Origin of the sequence: Terrabacter sp. Root181 (assembly GCF_001428505.1) — a bacterium.
In the GTDB taxonomy this organism is placed as follows: Bacteria; Actinomycetota; Actinomycetes; order Actinomycetales; family Dermatophilaceae; genus Terrabacter.
Genome location: NZ_LMHU01000001.1, coordinates 783,086 through 809,180, shown reverse-complemented (window position 1 = coordinate 809,180; position 26,095 = coordinate 783,086). Strand labels below are relative to the sequence as shown.

Sequence of the window (26,095 nt, the reverse complement as noted above, 5' to 3'; positions counted from 1 at the left end):
CGGCCTGCCCTCAGTCGCGGCCCTGGTCGGCTCGCTCCCCGGGGGTCGTCACGTGCCGGTAGGGCGAGCACCACAGGATCAGGGCAGCCACCGCGAGCCCCACCACTCCGAGCGCGATGGCGACGCGGTTGCCCCACGTCGCGGCGACGAGTCCGCTGATCGGTGCGGCCACGGCGATCGAGCCCCAGTTGAGCGACCGGATCGTCCCGTTCATCCGGCCCCGCAGCCGGTCGGGCGTCACGAGGTTGCGGTAGCTCATGTCGAGCGGGTCCCGCAGCCCCATCGCCAGGCCGAAGAGCGCGTTCGCGAGGAGGGGCCACACGACGGCATACGGCCCGGGTCGGGCGAGGAGCAGGAGAGCGTATGCCGCCGGGCTCAGCCACTCGGTCGTCGTGATCACCCGTCCGGTGCCGAAGCGCAGGCCGAGTCGCGGGGACAGGCCCGCGCCGAGGACGCCGGTCACACCCGTCGCGGCGAGGACGAGCCCGATCGCGAGCGGGTCGAGGTGCAGCTCCGTCGTGGCGAAGTAGACGAGGACCGTCGTGACCATGGCGTTGGCGAAGAACCACAGGTGGAGCGAGATGGCGTACGGGCGCAGCACCGCGTGCCGGTAGACCCAGGCCGCGCCCTCGCGCAGCTCGCGCCACACGTGCCGCTCGGCGGTGCGCTCGGGTGCCCGCTCCTCGGCGCGGACCGTCATGAGCACGAGAGCCGACACGGCATACGACACGGCGTCGACGAGCACCGCCACGGGGGCGGACAGCAGCCGCACGAGCGCCCCGCCGATGAGCGGTCCGAGCGACTGGGTCGCCGAGTAGGTCTGCGCCAGGCGTGCGTTCGCCGAGGCCAGGCGCGTCTCCGGCACGATCGTCGGCAGGAAGGACAGGTGGGCGGCGCTGAAGAACATCGACGCCGACCCGGCGCCGAAGACGAGGACGGCGACGAGCGGCACCGTCAGGTGGCCGGTCAGGGCGAGGGCGCCGATCGTGCCGATGAGCAGCGCGCACAGCAGGTCGGCCCCGATGAGGAGCGGGCGGCGCCGGACCCGGTCGACGACGACGCCGGCGAGCATGCCGAAGAGCAGGTAGGGCAGCCACGTCGCCGCCCGCACGATCCCGAGGGCCGTCTGGTCTGCGTGGAGGGTCTCGATGAGGAGCAGCTGGAGGGCGAGCGCCGACACGAAGGTGCCGAGGTTGGAGACGGCGTCGGCGATCCAGAAGCGGACGAATGCGGCATTGCGGGAGGTTTCCACCCGTGCCGCTCCCACGCTGGGGGTCCTCCTTACGCGATGCCGACGGTTCCTTGACACCACCTTGTCGAGTTCTGACCCGATCGTCGACCGGAGGGGGTCGGTCCTGCCCTACCGTGGAGATGACGTTCGGAGGGCTCCGGGCGACCCAGCGACCGGATGCTCCCCCGGTCGCGCCGAGCAGGCCCCGGCAACCGGATGCGTCGGGGTCTGCTCGATGCCCGCCTCCTGGACCAGGCCTAGGCCGGCTGCGGAGTGCGCCTGCCGGCAGGCACCGGCTGGGGCGGCGGCGGCCCGACGTAGCGCGCCGCCGGCCGGATGATCTTGGGGTCGCGACTCTGCTCGAGGACGTTCGCGGTCCAGCCGACGACGCGCGCGACGCAGAACGTCGGCGTGAACATCGACGGCTCCAGGCCCGCGAGCCTCATGACGACGCCGGCGTAGAACTCGACGTTGGCGTGGAGCTCCCGCCCGGGCTTGAGCTCGGCGAGCGCGCGCTCGATGGCGTCCTCGACACCGACCGCGAGGTCGACGAGGGGGTCGTCCCACCCGCGGGCGATCTCCTTGAGCATCTCCGATCGCGGGTCGCGGGTGCGGTAGACGGCGTGGCCGAAGCCCATGATCCGGTCGCCGGACGCGATGCGCTCACGCACCCAGCCGTCGGCCCGGTCGAGGGTGCCGATCTCGTCGAGAGCCTCGAGGGCCCGACTCGGCGCACCGCCGTGCTTCGGGCCCGAGAACGAGCCGATGGCCGCGACGAGACAGGCGGCGAGGTCGGCGCCGGTGCTCGCGACGACCCGCGCCGTGAACGTCGACGCGTTGAAGCCGTGGTCCATCGTCGCGACGAGGTACTGCTCGACGGCGCGGGCGTCGCGCGCCGAGGGCAGACGTCCGGTCACCATGCGCAGGTAGTCCTCGGCGTGGCGCAGGGTCGGGTCGGCCGGCACGGGCTCGAGCCCCTGGTGGAGGCGGTGGGCCGCAGCGAGGATCGTCGGCGTGACGGCGACGGCGGCGAGGGCTGCCGCGACCTTCTCGTCCTCGTCGCAGTCGTAGAGCGGCCGCAGACCGGCGATGCCGCCCCACGCCGACAGGGCCGTGCGCAGCACCTGGAGCGAGTCGGTGGTCGTCGCGCAGATGGCGGGCAGCAGGTCGGCGAGACCCCGGGGCATGACGCGCAGGCGCCCCACCTCGGCGGTGAAGGCCGACAGCTCGGCGTCGTCGGGCAGGTGGCCGCGTTCGAGGAGGTGCCAGGCCTGCTCGAAGCCGACCCGCTCGGCCAGCTCGACGGCCGAGTACTGCCTGTAGTGGAAGAAGCCCTCGTCGCCGCGGACGTCGCCGAGCTCGGTGTCGGTGACGACGACCTTGGCGAGACCCCTCGGGACGCTGATGAATCCGGTGGGAGTGGTGGACATGGTGTCCTCCTTTCAGGTTCACTCGTCACTCTCAACGATGTTGATCAACACCGTCAATGTTGATCGCGTCAATGTTGACCCGATCAACCCGGAGGCGGACGTGGCGGCGACACCAGGCACCTGGATCACGACGACCGAGGCGGCGCAGCGACTCGGCGTGAAGCGTGCGACGCTCTACGCCTACGTCAGCCGCGGCCTGCTGCGCAGCGAACGCCGACCGGGCCAGCAGGAGAGCCTCTTCGACCGGACGCAGATCGATGCCATGGCCTCGGCGACGCGTCCACCGGGCGGCCCGCGGCCCGTGCTCCGGTTCCGCAGCATCGCCACCTCGGTGAGCAGCCAGGCGGAGGGCGAGCTCTTCTACCGCGGCCACCCGCTGGGGGAGGTCGTCGCCCTGCCCTCGCTCGAGGCAGCGGCGGCCGTCGTGCTGGGGACCGCGGTGCCGCCGCCGTCGTCGTCAGCCCGGCTGCCCACGACCCCGGTCGACCTGTCGGGACTCCCCCTCGAACGCCGGATGCCGGTGGCCGTGCAGCTGCTCGCGGCGGCCGACGCCTTCGCCTCCGACACCGACCCCGACCGGGTGAGGGCCGCAGCGCTCCCGACCCTGCGGGCCGCTCTGACGCTCGTCGCGAGCGCTGCCGGGACCCCCGATCCGGCGCGGCTCGACCTCGCCGGCCTCGCGCTGGCGGCACTGGGTGGCGCGCCGTCGGCCCGCGCCGACGTCGCCGTGCTCCGGGTCCTGCTCGTCGCCCTGCTCGACCACGGACTCACGGCCTCGACGGTCGCCGCGCGGGTTGCCGCCTCGACCCGTGCCGGCCTCGACGACTGCCTGTCGGCCGCCTACGCGGCGATGGCCGGCCCGCTCCACGGGGCCGCCCCGGTGGCCGCCCATGCCCTGCTCGCCGACGGCGTCGACCCTGCCGTGCTCGTGGCCCGGTCGCTGCGCGAGCGCGGTGGGGTCGCGGGCTTCGGCCACTTCCTCTACCCCGACGGCGACCCGCGGGCCGACGTCGTGCTCGACGCCCTGTGGCGGCGGCGCGGCACGACCCGGCTGAGGAGACGCGTCGAGGGCCTCGCCACGCTCGTCGCCGAGCGCACCGGCGCGCTCCCCAACATCGACCTCGCGAGCGCTGCGGTGCTCCACGCCCTCGGCCTCCCCGCCGAGTCGGGCGAGGTCGTCTTCCAGGTGGCCAGGTCGGTCGGCGTCGCCGCACACGTCGTCGAGGAGTACGCCGAGGAGCCGTTGCGCTGGCGGGGCCGGGACCCGCAGGGCTGAGCTACACCTGCTGGTCGAAGACGTGCCGGCGCACCCAGGCGTGCATCGCGATCGCCGCGGCGGCACCGGCGTTGATCGAACGGGTCGAGCCGAACTGCTCGATGTGCAGCACGGCCGCGCACTCGCCGCGCATCGGCTCGGACAGGCCCGGGCCCTCCTGACCGAAGACGAGCACGCACCGGCGGGGCAGGTCGAAGGTCTCGATGGGCACCGAGCCCGGCAGGTTGTCGACACCGATGAGCGTGAGCCCCTCGAGCCGGGCCCATGCCGCGAGCGAGGCGGCATCCGGGTGGTGGTGCTCGTGCTGGTAGCGGTCGGTGACCATGGCGCCGCGACGGTTCCAGCGCCGCCGGCCGACGATGTGGAAGGCGCGGGCACCCATGGCGTTCGCCGTGCGGATGACCGAGCCGATGTTGAAGTCGTGGCCCCAGTTCTCGACGGCGACGTGGAAGTCGTGACGCCTGGTGTCGAGGTCGGCGACGATCGCGTCGTGTCGCCAGTAGCGGTACGCGTCGACGACGTTGCGCCGGTCGCCGTGCTCGAGCAGGTCGGGGTCCCACTGGTCGCCGGCCGGCCATCGGCCCTCCCACGGGCCGACCCCCACGACGGCGGCCGGCTCCTGCGGGGTCTCACCCCCTTCAGGCGATGCCACGGGTCCCCTTCCGGCTCATTCTGGTGTCACATCCGATGCCCGGAAGACTAACGACCGGGCGACCGGCCGGACGACGCAGCCGCACGGCCGAGTGGCGACAGGAGACCTGCGATGCGATCCACGACCTCGACGACCCGCACGACCTCTCGGCGACCGTCATGAGCACCGCAGCCGTCGTCATCCTCCTCGTGCTCCTGATCCCGATGCTCGGGATCCTCGCGTGGATGGTCATCGCGGCCTCGGTCATCAAGGTGCCTGCGGGAGCCTTGGGACTGGTGCTGAAGAACGGCAGGGCCACCGACCACTCCCTGACTCCCGGCCGGCACTGGGTCCCGCTGCTGCGCAAGACGATGGTCGTCGAGTATCCCTCGGTCGAGATGGCCTACCGCGCCGGCGAGGACGCCTCGTCGGCGGTGTCGGAGCTCGACCGGACCGGGCCGAGCCTGAGCTGTGCCCTCGGCGACCGGGCCCTGGCCGACGTCGCCTACACGGTGCGTTACGCGATCATCCCCGAGCGGCTCCGCACCGTGCACGAGCGGTTCGGGCCCCAGGGCGTGCACGGCCTGGTGCGCGACGAGAGCGGTCGGGCCATCAGCCGCGCGCTGAGCGATCCGGACGTCACGGTCGATGCCCTCTTCGGTCGCGCCCGGTCCGACACCGAGACCCGGCTCGCAGAGGCCGTCACCGCCGCCCTCGAGGAGCACGGAATCCGCGTCGCGGGCTTCGTGCTCGGACCCGTGGACCTCGGCCGCACCGGTGAGGTCATCCAGGCCACGGTGCGCGCCGGCTTCGAGCTGGCCCTCGAGGAGGCCGAGGCTGCCACCCGGATCGCCCAGGCCCAGAACGACGGCCGGCTCGCGGAGGAGATCACGACCGCACGCGAGGACGCCTGGCGCTACCGCGAGACGGACCTGTGGCGCGACCTCGTGCAGCGCTCCGACGGGGTTCAGGTGGGCCGTCGCCGACCCGGCTACGGACCCGGCCGGCTCGGGCTCACGGTCCGCGAGGACACCCCCGTCGACCCGTCCGCCACCGCCGACCAGCCGGCGAGCACTGAGCCGCAATGAACCGCGAGGGGTCGTTCATCGACCGGCTGATCGAGATGATCACCGTGCTCGTGCTCGGGCTCGCCACGGTCGGTACCGCGTGGTGCGGCTACCAGGCGGCCCAGTGGAACGGGGTGCAGAGCACCGCGACGAGCACGTCGACCGACCAGCGCGTCGAGGCCAGCCGGCTCTTCGGCGTCGCGACCCAGCGGGTCAGCTACGACAGCAGCATGATCGCGCAGTACGCGCAGGCGGTGCAGGCGAAGAACACCCAGCTCGTCGGTTTCTACCGGGCGACCCTGATCCGCGAGGAGCTGCTCCCCGTCATCGACCGCTGGGAGGCCGAGATCAAGGCGGGCGCGACCCCGACGCGACTCATCGACGACACGAGCTACATGGACGGCCAGCTCGGCCCCTACCGGACGGCCACTGCGAAGGCGGACGCCTCGAGCAAGGTGGCCCTCTTGGCGGGGGACACCGCGCACGAGTACGTCATCAACACGATCCTGCTCGCGGTCGCGCTCTTCTTCTCCGGGGTCCTGTCGAGCTTCCGCTACCGACCGGCGCGCCTGCTGCTCGTCGTGGCCGCCATCGCGACCGTGGCAGTGGCCGCCGTCAACCTCGCGGACCTGCCCGTCGCCTGAGGGCGGCTGCCGGCGCGGCACGGGATCAGGAGGAGGACGGCACGTCCGCCGTCGTGTCCGACGTGGCGTCCACGACCCCGAGTGTTCCGGCAGGTGCCGCCGCTCCTCCTTCGCTCCCGCGTCCATCGTGAACCGCCGCCGCGCGCCGACGGAAGGGACGTCGTCCCATCGATACGCCTTCGAGACCCGCCCGAGACCCACAGGCGGAGGACAGCGCGGATTCAGGCGCTCCCGGACACACGGCATACCCTGTGACCCATGCACGCACTCGCCGCCGCCCTGCCGGCCATCGCACCGGCCCTCGGCCCCAAGTGGATGGACCCCACCTACCTGCTCCAGCAGTACGGCGAGGCCTTCTTCTGGATCGCGGTCGCCATCGTCTTCATCGAGTGCGGGCTGCTCTTCCCGATCCTGCCCGGCGACTCGCTCCTCTTCGCCGTGGGACTCTTCATCGCCACCGGCCAGGTGCACGTCAACCTCGGCATCGCGATCGTGATCCTGTGCGCGTCGGCCTTCCTCGGCAACGTCGTCGGCTACGAGATCGGTCGAGCCCTCGGCACACCGCTCTATGCGCGCGACGGCAAGGTGCTGAAGAAGAAGTACTTCGACCAGACGACGGACTTCTTCGACCGGCACGGCAACAAGGCCCTCGTCATCGGCCGGTTCGTCCCGATCGTGCGCACCTACATCACCGTCGTCGCCGGTGTCAGCCGGATGGAGCGCCGCCGCTTCTTCACGTGGAGCGCCGTCGGCGCCGTCCTGTGGGTGGCCGGCGTGACGCTCCTCGGCTACTTCCTCGGGCAGGCCTTCCCGTGGCTCACCGACAAGCTCGAGATCGCCATCCTGCTCGTCGTCGCCGTCTCGCTGGTGCCCGTGCTCTTCGAGTTCGTCAAGCACCGCCGCCAGGCCAAGGCCCTCGCCGCCGAGACCGCCGAGGCGGCGAGCGACATCGCCGACCACGCGACGGGCGGCGACCGCACCTCCTGACCTCGTCCCACGCGTCCCCACGCGTCCCGCACGTCGGCACATCTTGGCGCGATGACCTGACGAGCGCCGCGCGCCCGGAGCACACTGGTGGTGCCGGGGGGTGATCGGAGGACGTCATGGACACAGCGACCGAGACCCCGCAGACCGGGCCCGACCTCGGCGGGAGCTACCGCCGCAGCGTCCAGTGGTGGTCGCAGCAGGTCGCCGCGGTCGCCGACGACCAGTGGGGCCTGCCGACGCCGTGCAGCGAGTGGACGGTCCGCGACCTCGTCAACCACGTGGCCGGCGAGGACCTCTGGACGTCGCCGCTGATGCGCGGCCGCACGATCGCCGACGTCGGCAGCCGGCTCGACGGCGACCTCCTCGGTGAGGACCCCCGCGACGCCGCGGCGTCGGCCGCGACCGAGGCCGTCGGCACCGTCGACGAGACGCTCCCGTCGCACGGCACCGTGCAGCTGTCCTACGGGGAGGAGTCGATGGACGAGTACGTCCGGCAGCTCGTCGCCGACCACCTCGTGCACGGCTGGGACCTGGCCGCCGCGATCGGACAGGACCGCACTCTCGACCCCGGGCTCGTCACGGAGGTCGCGACGTGGTTCGACGCCATGGAGGAGGCCTACCGCTCCGGCGGCGCCGTCGGACCGCGTACGCCGTCGGGTGGCGACGCGCAGGCCGACCTGCTCGCCCGCTTCGGGCGGGACGCCGCGTGGGGTGCGACGCACGCCGGTTTCTCCGCCTTCGTCGCGGCCTTCGGTCGCGGCGACGTCGAGGCGATCATGGCGCTCATGACCGACGACTGCGTCTTCGAGGCGACGGGGCCGGCGCCGGACGGCATCCGCCACGAGGGTGCCGCCGACGTGCGCTCGGTGTGGGAGTCGCTCTTCACCGAGACCGGCAGCCCGGCCTTCACGGCCGAGGAGTCCTTCGTCGCGGGCGACCGCGGCGTGCTGCGCTGGCGCTTCTCCTGGGTCGCCCCCGACGGCTCACCGGGGCACGTCCGTGGCGTCGACGTCGTGCGCCTGCGCGACGGCCTCGTCTGCGAGAAGCTCTCCTACGTCAAGGGCTGACGCCCGGGCCCGCCTGGGAGTCGGACGTCGGGTCGGGCTGGGCCCCACCCGGGGCCTGTGCCTGGGGCAGCGCGCCGGGAGCGCCACCGGGCTGCGTGGACGGGCCCCCCACGGCGCCGGGCTGGGTGGACGCCGAGACGGCCGGGGTGTCGGCGCCGCCGGCGCCGTCACCGCCGAACGACACGTTCGGGACGACGGCCTCGGTGGCAGGGGTCTCGAAGTACTCGGCCCGCTTCACGCCGGCGACGTTGGCGACGATGTTGGACGGCACCGACTCGACCTTGGTGTTGAGCTCGCGCACGAGGGCGTTGTAGTAGCGGCGCGAGCTCGCGATGCGGTCCTCGGTGCTCGTCAGCTCCTGCTGGAGGGCGAGGAAGTTCTGGTTGGCCTTGAGGTCGGGGTAGGCCTCGGCCACGGCCATGAGGCGACCGAGCGCCTGGCTCAGCTGGCCCTCGGCCTGTGCCGCGGCGGCGGGCGTCGAGGCACCGGACATCGCCGCGGACCTGGCGGCCATGACCTCCTCGAGCGTGCCGCGCTCGTGGGCGGCGTAGCCCTTGACCGTCTCGACGAGGTTGGGGATGAGGTCGTGGCGGCGCTTCAGCTCGACGTCGATCTGGCGCCAGCCCTCCTCGACCTTGTTGCGCAGGCCGATCAGGCCGTTGTACATGACGACGCCCACGACGGCGAGGAGCACGACGAGGCCGAGCAGGATCCAGACGATGATCATGGGTTCTCCCGAATGCAGGGCGGTCAGTGTGCCGATCCTAGTGCGGGGGACGCACCTGCGGACCGGGGCGCTGGTGCGACGACGCGCCGCCGTCCGGGGTTCCTGTCGGTGCCGGGTCATAGCGTGGTCGCATGACGACGCTCCGCTTCACGGCCGACCTGTGGCGCTGGGAGGCGCAGACGGGATGGTTCTTCGTGACGGTCGGCGAGGACGCCTCGGCCCGCATCCGCGAGGTGCCGCGTCCGCCGCGGGGCTTCGGGTCGGTGCGCGTCCGGGCCACGGTCGGGGCCACGTCGTGGACCACCTCGGTCTTCCCCGACGCCGCCCGGGGTGCCTACGTGCTCCCGGTCAAGAAGGCCGTGCGGCGAGCCGAGGGCCTCGACGAGGGCGACCCGGCCGACGTCGTGCTCGAGGTGCTCGAGTGACGGCGTCGCGCCCGTCGAACGGTCCGGCACGCAACCGGGTCGACCCCTTCGGCGACGTCGTCGCAGCCGCCGGGCTCGGCGACCTCATGGGCAACCGCGGTCGCCTCCACGACGGTGCGGGCACGCGTGACGTGCGCCGGCACCACGTCGGACGCGCGTGGATCACGTGCGTGCTTGACTTCCGGGGCCGCCGTGTCCGGCAGTGGGACCCGGCCCACTACACGCCCCTCTTCTTCCTCGACGAGGCGCTCGCGCTCGCAGCCGGGCACCGGCCGTGCGCCGAGTGCCGACGCGCGGACTTCTCCCGCTTCCGCGACCTCGTCGCCGCGGCGCACCGCACCACCCACCTGCCGGCCCCCGGACTCGACGGGTTGCTGCACGACGAGCGCTGGGACGCGAGGCGCCGCACCCGGCGGCTGCACGCGTACGCGTGGGGCGACGTGCCCGACGGCGCCTACGTGCTGCTCGGGTCGGGTCCGGCCGTCGTCACCGACGGAGGCCTGCTGCCGTGGCAGCCCGACAACACGTATGCCGCCTCGCTCCTCGAGCGGCCCCGTGCGGGCGTCGCGACGGTGATCACCCCACCCTCGTCGGTCGAGGCCCTGCGCGCCGGCTACGAGGTGCACGTCGGGCGACGTCCGGGCACGTCTCAGGCGAGCCCGAGCTCCTCGAGCGAGAACGCGTAGCGGTACTCCACGCCGGCCTCGGCGGTGATCTTCTCACCGGCTCCCGTGGCACGGTCGGCGATGGTCGCGACGGCGACGACCTCGGCGCCGTCCTCGCGGGCCGCCTCGACGGCGGCGAGCGGCGAGGCCCCGGTCGTCGTCGTGTCCTCGACGACGAGCACCTGGCGGCCCGTGATCGACGGACCCTCGATGCGCTGCTGGAGGCCGTGCGCCTTGCCGGCCTTGCGCACGACGAAGGCGTCGAGCCGCTGACCGGCGGCCGCGGCGGCGTGGAGCATCGAGGTCGCGACCGGGTCGGCGCCGAGCGTCAGGCCGCCGACGGCGGCATACGTGAGGTCCTTGGTCAGCTCGCGCATGACGATCCCGACGAGGGGCGCGGCCTCACCGTCGAGCGAGATGCGGCGCAGGTCGACGTAGTAGTCCGCCTCCTTGCCCGAGCTCAGGGTCACCCGACCGTGGACGATCGCCTTCTCACGGATGATCTCGAGCAGGCGGGCACGGGCAGCGGCGGCGTCAGTAGCGGTCACGAGGCTCCATCGTAGGGCCCCGCGTCAGTCGGGCTGCCCCCCGAACTGCCACAGGTGCACCTCGACCCCCACGTACCGGTCGGGGGTCAGGACCTCCCGCGCCCGTTCCGCGTCGGGCGCCTCCAGCAGGACGGCCATCCCGAGGACGAAGGCAGCGTCGTCGGACAGGAGCGGCCCGCTGGCGATGAGCGCCTCACCCTGCGGGGGCTCGACGGCGTCTGCCAGGGGCTCCAGGGTGAAGCCGAGCACGAGGTAGCGGTCGAGACCGGGTCGGCCGTCACCGAAGTCCCACATCGTCCGACCGAGCGAGTTGTGCCACCGCCGCAGCAGCACGTCGCGGTAGGCCCCGGCCTGGTAGCCCGGCTCGTCGAAGGCGAAGGCGCGGGCGGCCGCGGGATCCGGCAGGTCGAGGATGTGCACGCTGCCGGTCAGCGTCCCGTCGCTGGTGAAGGTCGGTCCGCGCGCGATCATCGTCGCGGCGAACCGGTCCATGTAGGACCAGTGCTGCTCCACCATCCGGTTGCGCAACGGCGTGGACCCGGGACGGTCGCGGTGGTAGCAGAAGAACTCCATGGGCCCAGCGTCGCCGAGGTCCCCGGGCACGCGCAACGGACGGAGATCACGTCGACGCCCGGGTGCTGCCGGCCGTCGGACCGGAAAGCGCTGTCGGGTGGGCGCGGCCGGGTGGTAGACAGACCGCCGTGACGAGCGAGCTCGAGTTCCCCGACCTGCTGCGCCTCATCGACGAGCGGTCGCGGGCCTTCCGCTCCGCCGTCTCGATGGCGTCCACCCTCGACGTGCAGGTGCCGACCTGTCCCGACTGGACTCTGCGCGACCTGGTGCACCACCTGGGCGAGGGGCGACGCTCCTGGGCGGCCACGGTCGCCGCCGGCCCCGCCGCGACCTCGCGGATCCGGCCGCCGTCAGACGGTGACGCGGCCGCGCCGCGGGAGCCCGAGGCCCTGGACGCCTGGCTCGCCGCGTCGACCGAGCTGCTCCTCGACGCGCTGCGCGACGCCGGCCCCGACCGTGGCTGCTGGACGTGGTGGGGCGACTCGCAGTCTCCGCAGACGTGCGGCGCCGTGGCCCGGCACCAGCTCCAGGAGGTCGCGGTACACACGTACGACGCCCAGCTGACGGCGGGAGCGCCCCAGCCGCTGCCCACCGACGTGGCGCTCGAGGGTGTCGAGGAGTTCCTCTCCACCTGCTGCGCGACGACGAGCCCCTGGCCGCACGAGCCCGCCGTCGTCGACTACGAGGCGACCGAGGGTCGCTCGTGGCGGCTCTGGCTCTCCGCCGACGGCGCCCGAGTCGCACGCCGGGCCGGGGCCGACGCGCCGGGGTCTGCCGCCACCGGCCGGGACACGGCCGACACCCGCGCCACCGGCACGGCGAGCGAGATCGTCCTCGCCGCCTTCTACGGCCGCCGCCCGCTGGAGGCCCTGACGATCGAGGGCGACCGACGGGTCGTGGACCGGCTGATCGCCTGGGAGCCCGAGTAGGCCGAGTAGGCCGGCGGTCAGCGGCGGACGAGACGGGCCCGGCGACGCACGACCGACCGCGGCACGATGCGGAGCAGGCCGACGATCGCCTTGTACTGCAGGCCCGGCACCGAGACGACCCGGCCCTTGTCGACGTCGTCGAGGCAGTCGGAGACGAGCCGCGTCGGGTCGAGCCACATGAAGTCGGGCCCCGGCTTGCTGATCCCCGCGCGCTGCTGGAACTCGGTGTTGGTGAAGCCGGGGCACAGGGCCGTCACGGTGACGCCCGAGCCGGCGAGCTCGCTCGCGAGCCCCTCGCTGAACGTCGTGACCCACGCCTTGGCGGCGGAGTAGGACCCGGAGGCGACGAAGCCGGCCACCGACGAGACGTTGACGATGCGGCCACGACCGCGCTCGCGCATAGCGACGCCCGCGGCGTGCGACAGCACGAGCACCGCCCTCGTCAGCACGTCGAAGGCAGCCTCCTCGACGGCGACGTCGTTGCGCAGGAAGCTGCGGCGCTGGCCGTAGCCGGCGTTGTTGACGAGCACGTCGACGGGACGCTCCGGGTCGGCCACCCGGTCGGCGACCGTCTGCAGGGCCGACCGGTCCGAGAGGTCGGCGACGAGCACATCGGCCGTGACGGCATACCTGCTCGTCAGCTCCGCGGCGACCGCGTCGAGGCGCTCGCGGTCGCGGGCGACGAGCACGAGGTCGTGCTGCCGGGCCGCGAGCTGCCGCGCGAACTCGTGTCCGATGCCGGCGCTGGCGCCGGTGACGAGGGCCGTGGGTCGCGTCGTCCGCGGTGCAGTCATGTGGCTCACCCTAGGCACACGCCGTCGGCGCGGCGGTCTAGGGTGGCCGACTGTGCGCATCGCCACGTGGAACGTCAACTCCATCCGATCCCGCATCGACCGCGTCGCCGCCTGGCTCGAACGCACCGACGTCGACGTGCTCGCCATCCAGGAGACCAAGGCGCGCGAGGACCAGTTCCCGTTCGAGCGCTTCGAGGCCCTCGGCTACGAGGTGGCCCACCACGGCCTGAGCCAGTGGAACGGCGTCGCGGTCGTCTCGCGCGTCGGACTCGACGACGTCCGCGTCGGCTTCGACGGGATGCCCGGCTGGGGCGAGCCCGTGGCGCCCGAGGCGCGCGCCATCGGGGCCCTCTGCAACGGCGTCCGCGTGTGGTCGCTCTACGTGCCCAACGGTCGCTCCCTCGACGACCCGCACCTCGGCTACAAGCTGAAGTGGCTCGAGGCCCTCGCAGCCGCCGGTCGCGGGTGGCTGGCCGACGACCCCGAGGCGCAGATCGCCCTGCTCGGCGACTGGAACATCGCGCCGACCGACGCCGACGTGTGGAGCGTCCCCTACTACGAGGACAAGACGCACACCTCTCCCGGCGAGCGCGCCGCCTTCCAGGGTGTCGTCGACGCCGGCTTCAGCGACGTCGTGCGACCGCACACGAGCGAGCCCGGCACCTTCACCTACTGGGACTACACCCAGCTGCGCTTCCAGAAGCGGCAGGGCATGCGCATCGACTTCGCGCTCTGCTCCCCCGCGCTCGCCGAGCGCGTCGTCGGGGCCGCCATCGACCGCGAGGAGCGCAAGGGCAAGGGCGCGTCCGACCACGCACCCGTCGTCTTCCAGGTCGGGGACGCCGACCGCGTCGAGGCGGCGGGGACGGACGCGTGAAGCGCCACGACCGCCGCGGCATCGTCACCCCCGACGGCGCCATCCTGTCCGTCCACACGTACGCGGAGCCCGACCTGCCGCCGGAGGCGCCCACGCTCGTGCTCGCGCACGGCTGGGCCGTCAACCACGAGAGCTGGCTGCCGGTCGTCGACGAGCTCGCCGACGAGCCGGTCCGAATCGTGCTGTGGGACCAGCGCGGGCACGGGCGCTCGACGATCGGGCTGCGCCGGACCGAGCTCGCGTCGATGTCGGTGTCGCTCACCGGGCGCGACCTCGACGTCGTGCTGCGCGCCGTCGTGCCGCCGACCTCCCCCGTCCTGCTCGCAGGTCACTCGATGGGCGGCATGACGGTCCTGGCGCTGGCCGAGCAGCGTCCCGAGCTCTTCGGCTCGCGCGTCCAGGCGGCGCTCCTCGTCGCCACCGCCTCCTCCCACGTCGCCCTCGGCGAGCGCACCGGGGAGGCCGCCGTCATGCGCCTGGCGGCCCGCGGCATGCCGCTGCCACCCGGCGGGAACGGCCGGATCCGCGCGCTCGTCCGCGGGCTCTTCGGCGAGGACGCCGACCCCGCCGACGTCGAGACCGCCTGCGACCAGGTGGCGTCGACGAAGCTGACGACGTTCGCCGCGTTCTACGGGGCTCTCCTGACCGTCGACCAGCGCGGCGGCTTCCCCGCCCTCGAACGCGTGCGGGTCGCCATCGTCGCGGGCCGGCTCGACCCGCTCATGCCGGTGACGCGGGCACGCGCGATGCGCGTCGCCCTGCCGCACGCGACGTTCGTCGACATGCCGCGGGCCGGTCACATGCTGCCGTGGGAGGCGACCGACGTCGTCGCCGACGAGGTACGCGGCCTGCTCGCCGAGCTGCGCGCCCGCCCCGTCTCGGTGTGAGGCCCCGGCTCCGGCAGGCCCAGCCGGCCGGGTCTGCCGGGTCTGCCGGATGTCTCAGAGGGCGACGAAGCGGGGGGCGTCGGCGTCCGCCGGCTCGCTCGCGCCGGCGCGGCCGCGCACACCGAGGGTGAAGGCGACCGCGGCCCCGAGCAGGGCGGCGATCGCGCCACCGAGGAAGACCGTCTGGACCTGGACGACGCCGGCCCCGATGAGGGCGTCGGTGTCGAGCTGGTCGGGCAGCCGACGCACCGCGTCGAAGTAGCGGCTCAGGCCGATCGAGGTGAGCAGCGCGAGCCCGACGACCATGCCGACCATCCGGGCCACGACGACGAGGGAGCTCGCGACACCGTGGGCGTCGGCCGGTGAGTCGGCGAGCGCCGCATTGTTGACCGGCGCCAGCGCGAGGCCCATGCCGAGGCCGACGACGACCAGGACGGCGGTGGCCGGCACGGTGTCGCTCACCGAGTCGAGGGTCCAGCGGGACATGACGACGAGGCCGACCCCGCCGAGGAGCAGGCCCGTCCCGGCGACCGCACCGTCTCCGAGGCGGCGCAGCGACCACCCACCGAGCAGGGCCCCCACGGGCACGGCGAGGAGGAACCGGACGAGGACGAGCGCGGCGCCGGTCTCGTCGTAGGTGTCGGTGAGGCGGGCCAGGAGGGGCACGTCGACGACGACCGCGACGAGCGCCGCGCCGACGAGGAGGCTGACGACGAGGGAGCGCAGGCCGCGCGCCCCGACGACCCCACGTGGGATGAGCGGGTCGGCGGCGTGCCGGTGCCACCACGCGAGCGCCACGAGGGCGAGGGCGCCGACCGGCAGCAGGCTGTAGCCGAGCGGACCGACGACCTCCTTCTCCGGGTCGGACGAGGCGAAGGTCAGCACGAGGCTGCCGAGTGCGACGGCGACGAGCAGGGCACCGACGAGGTCGGCCCGTCGGAGCACGGGCCACCAGCGGGGCGCGGTGAGCACCGCGACGACGACGAGCAGGCCGAGACCCACGACCCCGATCGGCGTCAGCACCCGCGAGGTGCCGGCGAAGGGGACGAAGGGCTCCCCGAGCGCGACGTCGGTGACGAGCGACTCGGGGTCCGCGAGCGCGAGGCCGGTGACGCCGAGGCCGAGCACCAGGAGCACTCCGGCGAGCACCGACAGGACCCTTCGGCGCCGTGGACGCGCCGGGTCGGGGACCGCACTCGGGGCCAACGTCCCCGAGCGGCCACCGAGGAGGTGGATGACGGCGTACAGCACAAGGGCGGCAGCGACGTTGAGCCAGAAGATCGCCCGCCATCCCGACCACGCGAGGACGATCGCACCGAGGACCGGGCCGAGCACCGAGCCGAGCTCCTGGACGGCGCCGACGACCCCGAGGGGGGTGCCCCGGCGATGCGGTGGCCACAGGTCGGCGACGAGGGCGAGGGTCGCCGGGACGAGTCCGCCACCGCCGATGCCCTGGAGCACCCGACCGGTGACGAGCACCGGCATCTCGACGGCGAGCGCCGTGACGGCCGAGCCGACGACGAAGACGAGGAGGCAGCCGAGCAGGATGCGCCGGCGGTCGAGCAGGTCGGACAGGCGGCCGATGAGGGGAAGCACCGCGATGTAGCCGAGGAGGAAGCCGGAGATGATCGGCGTCGCCCGCTGGAGGGCGTCGATGCCGATGCCGACCCCGGCCATCATGTCGGTGAGCGCGAGAACGACGACGTACGTGTCGGCGGCGGCCAGGGCGACCGCAGCCGACGCCGCCGAGAGCAGCGCGAGGCGGTGCCTGCCGTCGGCCGGCCCCGGCTGCGGCGCGGTCGTGGGCGAGGCGGGTGACGTCACCGGCGCGTCAGGGCTTGGTGATCGTGACGGGCTGGCCGTACTGGTCGAGCGTCAGGGTGTAGGTCGACGTCGTGCCGGCGCCGAAGAACGGCCCCGTGATGACGACCTGGCGCAGCTCCCCGGAGTCGGTGAGGCCGTAGGTCACCTGGTAGGTGCCGTTGCTGTCGCCGATGAGGAAGAGGTCGGTGACGGCCTTGCCCGGCACGGTGCCCGTGATCGTCGAGAGCACCTCGGAGCCCTGTCGCACCTTCTCGCCGGCGACCGGGGACGTCGTCGCGGTGAGGAGCGTCGTCAGACCCTTGTCGGGTGAGAAGAGCACGGCCGGGTCGGGCAGGCCGAAGGTCTTGGGGTCGATCTTGTTGGTGCCCGGGATGAGCGGGAGCTTGGCGTAGACCTCACCGTCGAGCGAGGTGATCTCGGCATCGGCCTGCACACCGTTGAGCGCCACCTTGAAGGTGCCCTTGAACGCCGGCGGGTGCTTGCCCCAGCCGTCGGCCGACACGACACCGCTCGAGCCCTCCGGGACGTTGCTGCTCGCGAGCTTCAGGTGCACGGACGCTGCGGCGTCGACCTTGGCCTTGGCGGCCGCGAGCTGCTGCGCCGGCGAGAGCTGCGAGGCGCTCGGCGTCGTCGCCTCCGGGTCGCTCGAGCAGGAGGCCACCCCGACGACGCACAGCGCCGAGAGGGCAGCAGCGGCGAGCTTTCCGGTGATGCGCATGGGGGTCAGGCTAACTGAGGAGGGCGACGGCTTCGGTCCGCCACGGGAATGTGGGTATGGCTAGGGTCGGGGACGATCACGGCGGGACAACCCCGCCACCAGATGAAGGAGCACGAACCCATGGCCCTGCTCGGAGTCATCCTGCTGCTGGTCGGCGTCGGAGCCGGCGTCGTCGCCTACCTGGCGACCCATGCCGCGTCCGGGACGGTTGCCGTCGCGGCTTTCGGCTTCACCCGCAACGCGACGCCGCTCGAGCTCGTCGTCTACGGCGCCGTCGCGGTGCTGCTCTTCGCGCTCGGCTGGGCCTTGGTCTCGGCCGCGGCCCGTCGCCGTGCCCGCCTGCGTCGCCAGGACAAGGAGACGACCCGGCTCACCGAGGTCGAGGAGAGCGCCGAGGCCGCGCGCCTCGACCACGAGCGCCGCATCCAGGAGGCCGGCCTGCGTGACGAGGACCTGCGCCGCCGCGAGAGCGAGCTGTCGGCCCGCCACGAGGGCCTCGACACCCGCGAGGCGGAGCTGTCGCGCCGCGAGGCCGAGTGGCGCGAGCGCGAGAGTCCGTCGGTGGCCGACGTCGTGACCGGCCGCGCCGAGGGCAACGTCAACGAGGGCACCGCGTCGTGGACCGACGAGCCGCGTTCCGCCGGCAGTGTCGAGCGACCCGCCGAGACGCGGACCGGCCGCCGTGCCGACCGCAGCGACGCGCTCGACCAGACCGACGCCACGCCCGGCGAGTCCACCGCCGACGAGTCCACCGCCGACGAGCGCGAGCAGCGCGACTCGACGGTGTGAGGGACCACACGGCATACGTCTTCGACCTCGACGGCGTCGTCCGGGACTTCGCCCCGGGTGACGCGAACCCCGCGATCGAGGCAGCCCTCGGGCTGCCCGCGGGGCACGTCGCGGCGACGGCGTTCCGCAGCGAGCTGCTCCTGCCGACCATCACCGGCCGGCGCAGCTTCGACGACTGGTATGCCGCCATCTGCGCCGCGCTCGAGGAGGTCGTCCCCGAGCCGGCGCGGGTGCGCGAGCACATGGCGGCCTGGCGCGAGCACCGCGGCACGGTGATCGACGAGACCGTCGAGCGCCTCGAGGTCCTGCGCTCGGGCGGCCACCGCACCTACGTCTTCACCAACGGCACCGACTACGTGCCGCAGGAGATGGAGCTGCTCGGGATCACCCGGCTCTTCGACGGCCTGCTCAACAGCGCCGACTTCGGCGTAGCCAAGCCGGACCCCCTGGCGTATGCCGCCGCGCACCGCGCGATCGAGGCTGACCTCGGGCGCGCGGTGGCCCGTCACGACGTCTGGTTCACCGACGACCGTGACGACAACGTCACGGCCGCCCGCGAGTTCGGCTGGGACGCGGAGCTCTTCACCCGCTGAGCCGTGGGGCGGCACCCGGACGGTCAGGACAGGACGAGCGTCTCCCCGTCGGGGGCGACGCCCACCGCGACCGTCGACCCGTCGCGGACCTCGCCCGAGAGCAGGCCGCGGGCGAGCCGGTCGCCGATCTCGCGCTGCACGAGGCGGCGCAACGGGCGGGCGCCGTAGGCCGGGTCGTAGCCGCGCGCGGCGAGCCACTGGCGAGCCCCGTCGGTGACCTCGAGGGTGATGCGCCGGTCGGAGAGCCGCTCGGCGAAGGCCCGCACCTGCAGGTCGACGATGTGGGCGAGGTCGTCGCGGCTCAGGGCGTCGAAGACGACGACCTCGTCGAGGCGGTTGAGGAACTCGGGCTTGAACGCCGAGCGCACGACACCCATGACCGACTCGTGCCGCGCCTCGGGGCTCAGCGTCGGGTCGGTGAGGTACTGCGACCCGAGGTTGGACGTGAGCACGAGGATGACGTTGCGGAAGTCGACGGTGCGGCCCTGGCCGTCGGTCAGTCTGCCGTCGTCGAGCACCTGGAGCAGGATGTCGAACGTCTCGGGGTGGGCCTTCTCGACCTCGTCGAGCAGGATCACGGAGTAGGGCCGGCGACGGACGGCCTCGGTGAGCTGGCCGCCCTCCTCGTAGCCGACGTAGCCCGGGGGCGCCCCGATGAGGCGCGCCACGGAGTGCCGCTCGGAGTACTCCGACATGTCGATGCGGACCATGGCCCGCTCGTCGTCGAAGAGGAAGTCGGCGAGGCTCTTGGCGAGCTCGGTCTTGCCGACACCGGTCGGGCCGAGGAAGAGGAAGCTGCCGGTGGGCCGGTCGGGGTCCGAGACCCCGGCGCGCGTGCGGCGCACCGCGTCGGACACCGCACGCACCGCGTCGGCCTGGCCCACGAGGCGGGCGCCGATGTGCTGCTCCATGTGCAGCAGCTTCTCGGACTCGCCCTCCATGAGCCGGCCTGCGGGGATGCCGGTCCAGGCGGAGATGACGTCGGCGATGTCGTCGGCGCCGACCTCCTCCTTGACCATCGGCTCGTCGTCGCCGGGCGCGGCCGCGGCCTCGCGCTCCTGGGCGGTCGCGAGCTCCTTCTCGAGCGTCGGGATGTCGCCGTAGAGGATCTTGGAGGCAGCGCCGAGGTCGCCCTCGCGCTGGAGCCGGTCGGCCTGCGTGCGCAGGTCGTCGATGCGGGCCTTGAGGTCGCCGACGGCGTTGAGGCCGGACTTCTCGGCCTCCCAGCGGGCGTTGAGTGCCGCGAGCTCCTCGGAGCGGTCGGCGAGGTCCTTGCGCAGGCGCTCGAGCCGGTCCTTGCTCGCCGCGTCGCTCTCCTGCTCGAGGGCGAACTCCTCCATCTTGAGCCGGTCGACGGCGCGGCGCAGCTCGTCGATCTCGACGGGGCTCGAGTCGATCTCCATGCGCAGTCGCGAGGCTGCCTCGTCGATGAGGTCGATGGCCTTGTCGGGCAGCTGGCGGCCGCTGATGTAGCGGTCGGACAGGCTGGCCGCGGCGACGAGGGCCGAGTCGGCGATCGTCACCTTGTGGTGCCCCTCGTAGCGCTCCTTGAGCCCGCGCAGGATGGCGATGGTGTCCTCGACCGACGGCTCGCCGACGAAGACCTGCTGGAAGCGACGCTCGAGCGCGGCGTCCTTCTCGATGTGCTTGCGGTACTCGTCGAGCGTCGTCGCGCCGACGAGGCGCAGCTCGCCGCGGGCGAGCATGGGCTTGAGCATGTTGCCGGCATCCATGGCACCCTCGCCGCCGGCGCCCGCGCCGACGACGGTGTGGATCTCGTCGATGAAGGTGACGATCTGGCCGTCGCTGCCCTTGATCTCCTCGAGGACGGCCTTGAGCCGCTCCTCGAACTCGCCGCGGTACTTCGCCCCGGCGATCATCGAGCCGAGGTCGAGGGAGTAGAGGGTCTTGTCGCGCAGGCTCTCGGGCACGTCGCCCTCGACGATGCGCTGGGCCAGGCCCTCGACGACGGCGGTCTTGCCGACGCCGGGCTCGCCGATGAGCACGGGGTTGTTCTTCGTGCGCCGGGAGAGCACCTGCACGACGCGACGGATCTCGGCGTCACGCCCGATGACGGGGTCGAGCTTGCCCTCGCGCGCGCGGGCGGTGAGGTCGGTGCCGTACTTCGACAGCGCCTCGAAGGTGCCCTCGGGGTTGTCGGAGGTGACGGGGCGCCCACCGCGCAGCTCGGGGATCGCGGCCTCGACGGCGTCGGCGTCGAGGCCGAGCTGACCCGTGCGCGCGAGGGCGAGGAGCAGGTGGTCGGTCGAGACGTACGAGTCGCCCATCGCCGTCATGTACTGCTGCGCCTGCGAGATGGCGCGGGCGGCCGTGGGCGAGAGCTGCGGCTGCTGGGTGCCGCCGGTGACCTGCGGCATCGAGGCCATGGCGCGCTCGGCGGTGGCGGTCGCGGCGGCGACGCTGGACCCCCCGGCGGTGAGCAGGGCCGGGGTGGTCGTGCCGCTCTGGGCTGCCAACGCGAGCAGCAGGTGTGCCGGCTCGATGTTCGGGTGGTGCTTGCCCGTCGCGGTGGTCGCGGCCTGGGCGAAGGCCTCCTGAGCCTTGTTGGTCAGCTGTAGGTCCATGCGTACTCCTGGTGCGGGGATCGGTTCACTGGGATCAACTGGCGCGGAGTTGAGTCTATTCCACTCAACTTCCTGCGGAACCAGAAGGTGACCGGGCCCTCAGGTCAGGCAGAACTCGTTGCCCTCCGGGTCCTGCATGACGATGTAGTGGTCCATCTCGGTGACCGTCTCGCGGACGACGGTGGCCCCGAGCGCGACCAGACGGTCGGACTCGGCCTGCAGCAGCTCGCCCTTGCCCTCGGCCGGACCGGGAACGCCGCTGACACGGACGTCGAGGTGCAGCCGGTTCTTGGCCGTCTTGCCCTCCGGCACCTTCTGCAGGAAGACCCGCGGCCCGGCGCCGTCGGGGTCGACGACGGCGTACGCGTCGTTGTGCCGCTCGGGCGGCAGCCCCCAGGCGGTGAGCGCCTCGGGCCACGTCGCGAAGCCCGGCGGCGGGGCGTCCTCGACGTAGCCGAGCACCTCAGCCCAGAAGCCCCCGAGCGCACGGGGGTCGCCGCTGTCGATCGTCACCTGGAAAGCGCGCGCCATCATCACTCCTCAGTCGTGCGGGTCGGGGTCGTACCAGCCGTCGTGGGCCGCGGCGAGCGCCTGGAAGCGGACGGCATACGCCGGGTCGGAGGGGGTGCGCACGTAGACGGCCCACTCGTGGTCCTCGGAGTCGTCCTCGCCCGCGAGCGCCTCCCGCACCACCCGGACGTCGGGGAGCCCCTCGGCCTCGAGCTCGTCGGCGAGCGCCTCGGCAGCCTCGCGCTCCGGAAGCACAATGAGGTGCGGCGCGTCGTCCGTCGGGCTCACGGTCCCAGACTAGGGCCGTCCCACGACGTCGTCGGGCTCCGCGCCGGTCTCGATGACGCGCTGGGCGACCTCGCGCAGCTTGACGTTGTGGTCCTGGGACGCGCGCCGGAGCACGTGGAAGGCCTCCTCCGACACGATCCGGTGGCGCTCGATGAGGATGCCCATCGCCTGGCCGACGAGCCGGTGGCTCTCGACGGCCCGCTCGAGGTTGGCCTCGTTCTGGCGGAAGCGGTCGACCGTGACGATCCGGTCCACCGCCTGTGCCAGCGAGTGCAGGAGCAGCTCGGCCAGGGTCCGCTGGGCCGTGCCCGGACCGGGGCTGCGACCCACCCCGGCCCAGGCCCGACACGTGGCGTGGATGCCGGACGACTCCAGGAGGATGCCGCGGGCGCCGTCGCCGGCGCGGGGGTCTGCCGTCGTCCCGCCGGTCTCGAGGGGCCCGGAGAGGACCTCCCGGACCGCCGGCGACAGCGCCGAGGGCGGGACGACGCCGGAGGCGCTGGCGAGGAGGTCGTGCTGGGTCGCCGTGACCCGGAGGACGGCTTCGCCGGCGAGTGCCTCGCCGATCGCGGAGGCGGCCACCGCGAGAGCCTCCTCGAGGTCCTCCGAGCGCACCAGCTGGCGGGCCGCCGAGGTGATGCGCACTGCCGCGTCGAGCGGACGGTCGTCGTCGTTCGCTGTGATCGCCGGACGCAGGACGCTCAACGGGGCCTCCAGGGTATGCGTGGGAAGGCCCGCGAACTTGGAGGCAGCACAGTGTTGCATCCCGCCACGCCGCCGGACAAAACACGACACGACCAAATTGAGGCACGGCCAATTCCCGCGCGGCACAAGGCCGCACGCACGCGACAGAGGCGGTCAGGCCTGGTCCGGGTCCTGCCCGCTCTCGACGACCCGGGCCGCGAGCTCGCGCAGCTTGATGTTGCGGTTGAGCGAGGCCTGCCTCAGCATCTCGAAGCTCTGCGTCGCCGTGATCCGGTGGCGCTCGATGAGGACACCGACGGCGTGGCCGATGAGCCGGTGGCTCTCGATGGCCTGCTCGAGCTGGTGCTCCTTCTGCGCGCGGGCCCGCTGCGCGACCACGCGGTCGACGGCCTGGCCGAGCGACTGCGCGAGCAGGTCGCCGACGATGAGCTCGTCGCTCGAGACGAGCCGAGGCTCGTCGAACTGGACCCAGGCGCGACAGTCGGACTCGTGCACCGTCGGGAGGAGCAGCAGGCCCTCTCGCTTGTCGCCGACGAGCACGTCGTGCCGGTGCGGCGAGGACTCGAGCCCCTGGCGTACGCCCGGGTCGAGGTCGCCGACCGCCACGCGTCCGCGCGGGGACAGCACGACCGGCTCCCCCTTCGTCGGCGAGACGCGCAGCGTGACCGCACCGTCGAAGAGCACGGTGAAGCCGGTGACGGCCGTGGCGAGGACCTGGTCGAGCTCCTCGGCGACGGCGAGGTCGACGGCGATCCGGGCCGCGAGCTCGCGCCGCATCCGGGACTCGCGCTCGCGCGTCTCGTCGCGGACGACGACGATGACGAAGCCGTCGTGCTCGGCCGTGCCGGGCACGCTCGCCGACCGGACGTGAACCCACGCCTCGCCGCCACCACGGCGCAGGATGCGGTAGCGGTCGTCCTCGACAGGTCGTCCGGACTGGAGCAGCTCCATCCGTCGCTGGTGCTGGCGACGCTCGTCGGACGACTCCGACTCGGGGACCCACCACGGGTAGGGCGGCACGAGCGGGCCGTCCGCGAGGGACCAGCCGAACGTCCGCGTGAACACGTCGTTGACCTGGATGACGAGACCCTCGCCGTCGACGACGACGAACGGTTCCTGGATGGCGCCGAGGATGGCCCGCAGCCAGGCGGCGTCGCGCGAGCGCGACCGAGCGCGCACGAGGTTGGCGGCGAGGCGCGCGCGGAGCTCCTGCGGCTGGAAGGGCTTGACGACGTAGTCGTCGGCGCCCTCGAGCAGCCCGGTCGTGCTGGCCTCGACGCCCGCACGCGCGGAGAGCAGGACGACCGGCAGGTCCCGCAGACCCGGGTCGGCGCGGATCTCGCGCACGAGCGTGAGGCCGTCCATCCGCGGCATCATGACGTCGGCGAGGACGATCGACGGGCGCCGGGTGCGGAGGTGGTCGAGGGCCTCGACCCCGTCGCGCACCGACACGACGTCGAAGTCGACGACGCAGTGGCGCGCGATGTAGTCGCGCATGTCGTGGTTGTCCTCGACGACGAGGAGCGTCGGTCGCACGTCGCCGCCCCTCGGGGTCGGTGACGCCGGGCCGGGGAGGTACGTCGCACCGTCGGTGGCGGGCTGCACCTCCGCCGCGACCTCGTCGCGCACGACCCAGCTGCTCGCCTCGTGGATGAAGGACTCGGCCGAGCGCGGCGTGATCGACGGGCGCGACGCGGCACGCTCGGCCGCCCGGCCCCACGGGAACGACACGGTGAAGGTGCTGCCCTGGCCCTGCCGCGACTGCACGGCGACCCGGCCCCCCAGCAGGTCGACGAGCTGGCGCACGAGCGACAGGCCGATGCCGGCGCCCTCGCGCGACCGCCGGTCGTCACCGCGGTCGAGCTGCCGGAACCGGTCGAAGACGAGGTCGAGGTCCTTCTCGGCGATGCCGATGCCCGTGTCGGTGACCGACACGGCGTACCCGTGCTCGTCGCCGCCCAGGTGGAGCGAGATCCGGCCGCGCGCGGTGAACTTCAGGGCGTTCGAGAGCAGGTTGAGCACGATGCGCTCGAACATGTCGACGTCGACGTAGGCCTCGTGGTCGAGGTCGTCGCAGACCACCTCGAACGCGAGTCCCGTGCGCTCGATGGCCGGGCGGAAGTTCGCGGCGATGCCGGTCGTCAGCTCCTCGACGTCGGCCGGGACCCAGTGCGGCTCGACCGCCCCGGCCTCGACCCGGGTGAGGTCGAGGATGCGGTCGACGAGGCCCGCGAGGCGGTCGGTGTTGCGGCGGATCAGCTCGAAGCGCTGGCGCTGCTCGGGGTCCAGGCCGTCGGCGGCGAGGGCGTCCTGCACCGGGCCGGCGATGAGGGTCAGCGGCGTGCGCAGCTCGTGGCTGACGTTCGCGAAGAAGTCGGACTTGGCCACGTCGAGCTCGGCCAGGGCCTCGGCGCGGTCGCGCTCGTCCTGGAGGCGGCGGATACCGCTCAGGGCCATCGCGACGTGGGAGGCGCACAGCTCGGCATAGACCTGGAGCGTCGCGTCCCACGGCTGACGGGGGTTCTCGGTGAGCAGCAGGTGTGCCGTGGGCTCGAGCAGGCCGGGCTCGACGACGGGGACGACCCGGACCGGGCGGCCCTCGTCGTCGACCGTCGGCAGCGCGTCACCGGGTGCAGCCCAGCGGAGGTCGCTCGCGAGGTGGTCGTGGCTGTCGGCACCCAGCACGTCGAGGGCGCGACGGCGTACGTCCTCGGAGTCCTCGGCGTCGGCCAGCGCGGCGACGAGACGGGCCGAGACGTCGGCACGACGCTCGGCGAGCACCTTCGTGGTGGTCTCGGTCGCGACGTTGAGCACACCCACGACGGCTCCGGCCTCGTCGTGGATGGCGCCGTAGGACCACGTGAAGTAGGCCTCCTCGAGGTAGCCGGCACGGTCGACGACGAGCAGCTCGTCCTCGACCCACGTGGCGGGGCCACCCGTGGTGACGCCCTCGAACATCGGTCCGATGACGTCCCACACCTCCGGCCACACCTCACGCACCGGCCGGCCCCACGCGTCGGGGTGCTTGCTCTCGCCGAGGAGGGTGCGGTAGCCGTCGTTGTAGACCATGTCGAGGTCGGGACCCCAGCACACGAGCATGGGGAAGCGCGACGACAGGCACACGTCCACGAGGATGCGCAGGCTGGCCGGCCACGTCTCGACCGGGCCGAGCGGTGTCGCCGACCAGTCGGTGCGGCGCAACAGGGCGAGCATCTCGCCCTGACGCGGCGGCACGCCGTGCGGGTTCGTCATGGGGGCGCCGAAGAGGGCGCCCTCCGGGTGGTGCGGGGTCACACGACCTCCGGGACTGGGGTCAAGAAGCTGC

General features: G+C 73.0%; 26 protein-coding genes. 12 read left to right on the top strand and 14 right to left on the bottom strand.

Annotated elements, in window-relative coordinates:
• Window positions 1-10: 10 nt before the first annotated feature.
• On the bottom strand, window positions 11-1,252 hold the full coding sequence (locus tag ASD90_RS03725; RefSeq protein ID WP_056751800.1) for an MFS transporter: 1,242 nt from the start codon (window positions 1,250-1,252) through the stop codon (window positions 11-13).
• Between the two features lie 236 nt (window positions 1,253-1,488).
• Complete coding sequence (locus ASD90_RS03720) at window positions 1,489-2,661, bottom strand: citrate/2-methylcitrate synthase (protein WP_056751796.1); 1,173 nt, start codon at window positions 2,659-2,661, stop codon at window positions 1,489-1,491.
• A gap of 37 nt (window positions 2,662-2,698) precedes the next feature.
• On the opposite strand from ASD90_RS03720, the gene ASD90_RS03715 reads away from it, so the two are divergent.
• Entirely contained in the window at window positions 2,699-3,937 is a 1,239-nt protein-coding gene (locus tag ASD90_RS03715; protein WP_082588457.1) for a citrate synthase, read from the top strand.
• Window position 3,938: 1 nt separating this feature from the next.
• Here ASD90_RS03715 and ASD90_RS03710 read toward each other — a convergent pair whose 3' ends face one another.
• The gene (locus ASD90_RS03710) at window positions 3,939-4,589 is read right to left on the bottom strand and encodes a TrmH family RNA methyltransferase (RefSeq protein WP_056751791.1); all 651 of its coding nucleotides are present in this window, start codon (window positions 4,587-4,589) and stop codon (window positions 3,939-3,941) included.
• Window positions 4,590-4,624: 35 nt separating this feature from the next.
• Between ASD90_RS03710 and ASD90_RS03705 the strand changes: the two genes are divergently transcribed.
• From ASD90_RS03705 to ASD90_RS03690, 4 genes are all read left to right on the top strand, one after another.
• Complete coding sequence (locus ASD90_RS03705) at window positions 4,625-5,656, top strand: SPFH domain-containing protein (protein WP_235506371.1); 1,032 nt, start codon at window positions 4,625-4,627, stop codon at window positions 5,654-5,656.
• Window positions 5,653-6,279, top strand: a complete 627-nt coding sequence (locus ASD90_RS03700) for a hypothetical protein (RefSeq protein WP_056751788.1) — start codon at window positions 5,653-5,655, stop codon at window positions 6,277-6,279. Before ASD90_RS03705 ends, ASD90_RS03700 begins: the two co-directional genes overlap by 4 nt.
• Before the next feature lie 258 nt (window positions 6,280-6,537).
• Window positions 6,538-7,266: a DedA family protein gene (locus ASD90_RS03695; protein WP_056751786.1), complete on the top strand. Its 729-nt coding sequence runs from the start codon at window positions 6,538-6,540 to the stop codon at window positions 7,264-7,266.
• A 116-nt stretch (window positions 7,267-7,382) separates the two neighbouring features.
• The gene (locus tag ASD90_RS03690; RefSeq protein WP_056751783.1) at window positions 7,383-8,333 is read left to right on the top strand and encodes a TIGR03086 family metal-binding protein; all 951 of its coding nucleotides are present in this window, start codon (window positions 7,383-7,385) and stop codon (window positions 8,331-8,333) included.
• On the opposite strand, the gene ASD90_RS03685 is transcribed toward ASD90_RS03690, so the two are convergent.
• Window positions 8,323-9,060 (bottom strand): LemA family protein, encoded by a 738-nt coding sequence (locus ASD90_RS03685; protein WP_056751779.1) that lies wholly within the window; start codon window positions 9,058-9,060, stop codon window positions 8,323-8,325. The two genes, ASD90_RS03690 and ASD90_RS03685, sit on opposite strands and share 11 nt — an antisense overlap.
• 131 nt (window positions 9,061-9,191) lie before the next feature.
• Here ASD90_RS03685 and ASD90_RS03680 point away from each other — a divergent pair, with 131 nt between their 5' ends.
• Complete coding sequence (locus tag ASD90_RS03680) at window positions 9,192-9,485, top strand: DUF1905 domain-containing protein (protein WP_056751778.1); 294 nt, start codon at window positions 9,192-9,194, stop codon at window positions 9,483-9,485.
• Window positions 9,482-10,171: a hypothetical protein gene (locus ASD90_RS03675; protein WP_200958525.1), complete on the top strand. Its 690-nt coding sequence runs from the start codon at window positions 9,482-9,484 to the stop codon at window positions 10,169-10,171. Before ASD90_RS03680 ends, ASD90_RS03675 begins: the two co-directional genes overlap by 4 nt.
• Here the strand turns inward: ASD90_RS03675 and pyrE are convergent.
• Both pyrE and ASD90_RS03665 read right to left on the bottom strand, forming a co-directional pair.
• Window positions 10,135-10,698 (bottom strand): orotate phosphoribosyltransferase, encoded by a 564-nt coding sequence (gene pyrE / locus ASD90_RS03670; protein ID WP_056751776.1) that lies wholly within the window; start codon window positions 10,696-10,698, stop codon window positions 10,135-10,137. The two genes, ASD90_RS03675 and pyrE, sit on opposite strands and share 37 nt — an antisense overlap.
• 24 nt (window positions 10,699-10,722) lie before the next feature.
• Window positions 10,723-11,271 carry a YciI family protein gene (locus ASD90_RS03665; protein ID WP_056751775.1) on the bottom strand — a complete coding sequence of 183 codons (549 nt, stop codon included), beginning with the start codon at window positions 11,269-11,271 and terminating at the stop codon, window positions 10,723-10,725.
• Window positions 11,272-11,399: 128 nt separating this feature from the next.
• Here ASD90_RS03665 and ASD90_RS03660 point away from each other — a divergent pair, with 128 nt between their 5' ends.
• On the top strand, window positions 11,400-12,200 hold the full coding sequence (locus ASD90_RS03660; protein WP_056751771.1) for a maleylpyruvate isomerase N-terminal domain-containing protein: 801 nt from the start codon (window positions 11,400-11,402) through the stop codon (window positions 12,198-12,200).
• Window positions 12,201-12,217: 17 nt separating this feature from the next.
• On the opposite strand, the gene ASD90_RS03655 is transcribed toward ASD90_RS03660, so the two are convergent.
• The gene (locus tag ASD90_RS03655; RefSeq protein ID WP_056751768.1) at window positions 12,218-12,994 is read right to left on the bottom strand and encodes an SDR family oxidoreductase; all 777 of its coding nucleotides are present in this window, start codon (window positions 12,992-12,994) and stop codon (window positions 12,218-12,220) included.
• Between the two features lie 52 nt (window positions 12,995-13,046).
• On the opposite strand from ASD90_RS03655, the gene ASD90_RS03650 reads away from it, so the two are divergent.
• Both ASD90_RS03650 and ASD90_RS03645 read left to right on the top strand, forming a co-directional pair.
• Window positions 13,047-13,871 (top strand): exodeoxyribonuclease III, encoded by an 825-nt coding sequence (locus ASD90_RS03650; RefSeq protein ID WP_056751765.1) that lies wholly within the window; start codon window positions 13,047-13,049, stop codon window positions 13,869-13,871.
• Window positions 13,868-14,758: an alpha/beta fold hydrolase gene (locus ASD90_RS03645; protein WP_056751764.1), complete on the top strand. Its 891-nt coding sequence runs from the start codon at window positions 13,868-13,870 to the stop codon at window positions 14,756-14,758. The genes ASD90_RS03650 and ASD90_RS03645 overlap by 4 nt, the downstream gene beginning before the upstream one ends.
• 54 nt (window positions 14,759-14,812) lie before the next feature.
• On the opposite strand, the gene ASD90_RS03640 is transcribed toward ASD90_RS03645, so the two are convergent.
• Both ASD90_RS03640 and ASD90_RS03635 read right to left on the bottom strand, forming a co-directional pair.
• Window positions 14,813-16,582 carry an MFS transporter gene (locus ASD90_RS03640; RefSeq protein ID WP_369793552.1) on the bottom strand — a complete coding sequence of 590 codons (1,770 nt, stop codon included), beginning with the start codon at window positions 16,580-16,582 and terminating at the stop codon, window positions 14,813-14,815.
• Window positions 16,583-16,589: 7 nt separating this feature from the next.
• Window positions 16,590-17,300 (bottom strand): LppX_LprAFG lipoprotein, encoded by a 711-nt coding sequence (locus ASD90_RS03635; RefSeq protein WP_056751761.1) that lies wholly within the window; start codon window positions 17,298-17,300, stop codon window positions 16,590-16,592.
• A 120-nt stretch (window positions 17,301-17,420) separates the two neighbouring features.
• Between ASD90_RS03635 and ASD90_RS03630 the strand changes: the two genes are divergently transcribed.
• Window positions 17,421-18,089 (top strand): hypothetical protein, encoded by a 669-nt coding sequence (locus tag ASD90_RS03630; protein WP_057589373.1) that lies wholly within the window; start codon window positions 17,421-17,423, stop codon window positions 18,087-18,089.
• Window positions 18,086-18,682: an HAD family hydrolase gene (locus ASD90_RS03625; RefSeq protein ID WP_056751755.1), complete on the top strand. Its 597-nt coding sequence runs from the start codon at window positions 18,086-18,088 to the stop codon at window positions 18,680-18,682. The genes ASD90_RS03630 and ASD90_RS03625 overlap by 4 nt, the downstream gene beginning before the upstream one ends.
• Before the next feature lie 23 nt (window positions 18,683-18,705).
• Here the strand turns inward: ASD90_RS03625 and clpB are convergent, their stop codons facing one another.
• From clpB to ASD90_RS03600, 5 genes are all read right to left on the bottom strand, one after another.
• Window positions 18,706-21,267 (bottom strand): ATP-dependent chaperone ClpB, encoded by a 2,562-nt coding sequence (clpB, locus tag ASD90_RS03620; RefSeq protein ID WP_056751752.1) that lies wholly within the window; start codon window positions 21,265-21,267, stop codon window positions 18,706-18,708.
• Window positions 21,268-21,366: 99 nt separating this feature from the next.
• Window positions 21,367-21,798, bottom strand: a complete 432-nt coding sequence (locus ASD90_RS03615; protein WP_056754368.1) for a VOC family protein — start codon at window positions 21,796-21,798, stop codon at window positions 21,367-21,369.
• A gap of 9 nt (window positions 21,799-21,807) precedes the next feature.
• Window positions 21,808-22,065, bottom strand: coding sequence for a hypothetical protein (locus ASD90_RS03610; protein WP_056751750.1), 258 nt, complete (start codon window positions 22,063-22,065; stop codon window positions 21,808-21,810).
• A 9-nt stretch (window positions 22,066-22,074) separates the two neighbouring features.
• Complete coding sequence (locus ASD90_RS03605) at window positions 22,075-22,770, bottom strand: ANTAR domain-containing protein (RefSeq protein WP_056751748.1); 696 nt, start codon at window positions 22,768-22,770, stop codon at window positions 22,075-22,077.
• Window positions 22,771-22,923: 153 nt separating this feature from the next.
• A complete protein-coding gene (locus tag ASD90_RS03600; protein WP_056751743.1) occupies window positions 22,924-26,064 on the bottom strand; it encodes an ATP-binding protein in 3,141 nt (1,046 codons plus the stop codon).
• Between the last annotated feature and the right edge of the window lie 31 nt (window positions 26,065-26,095).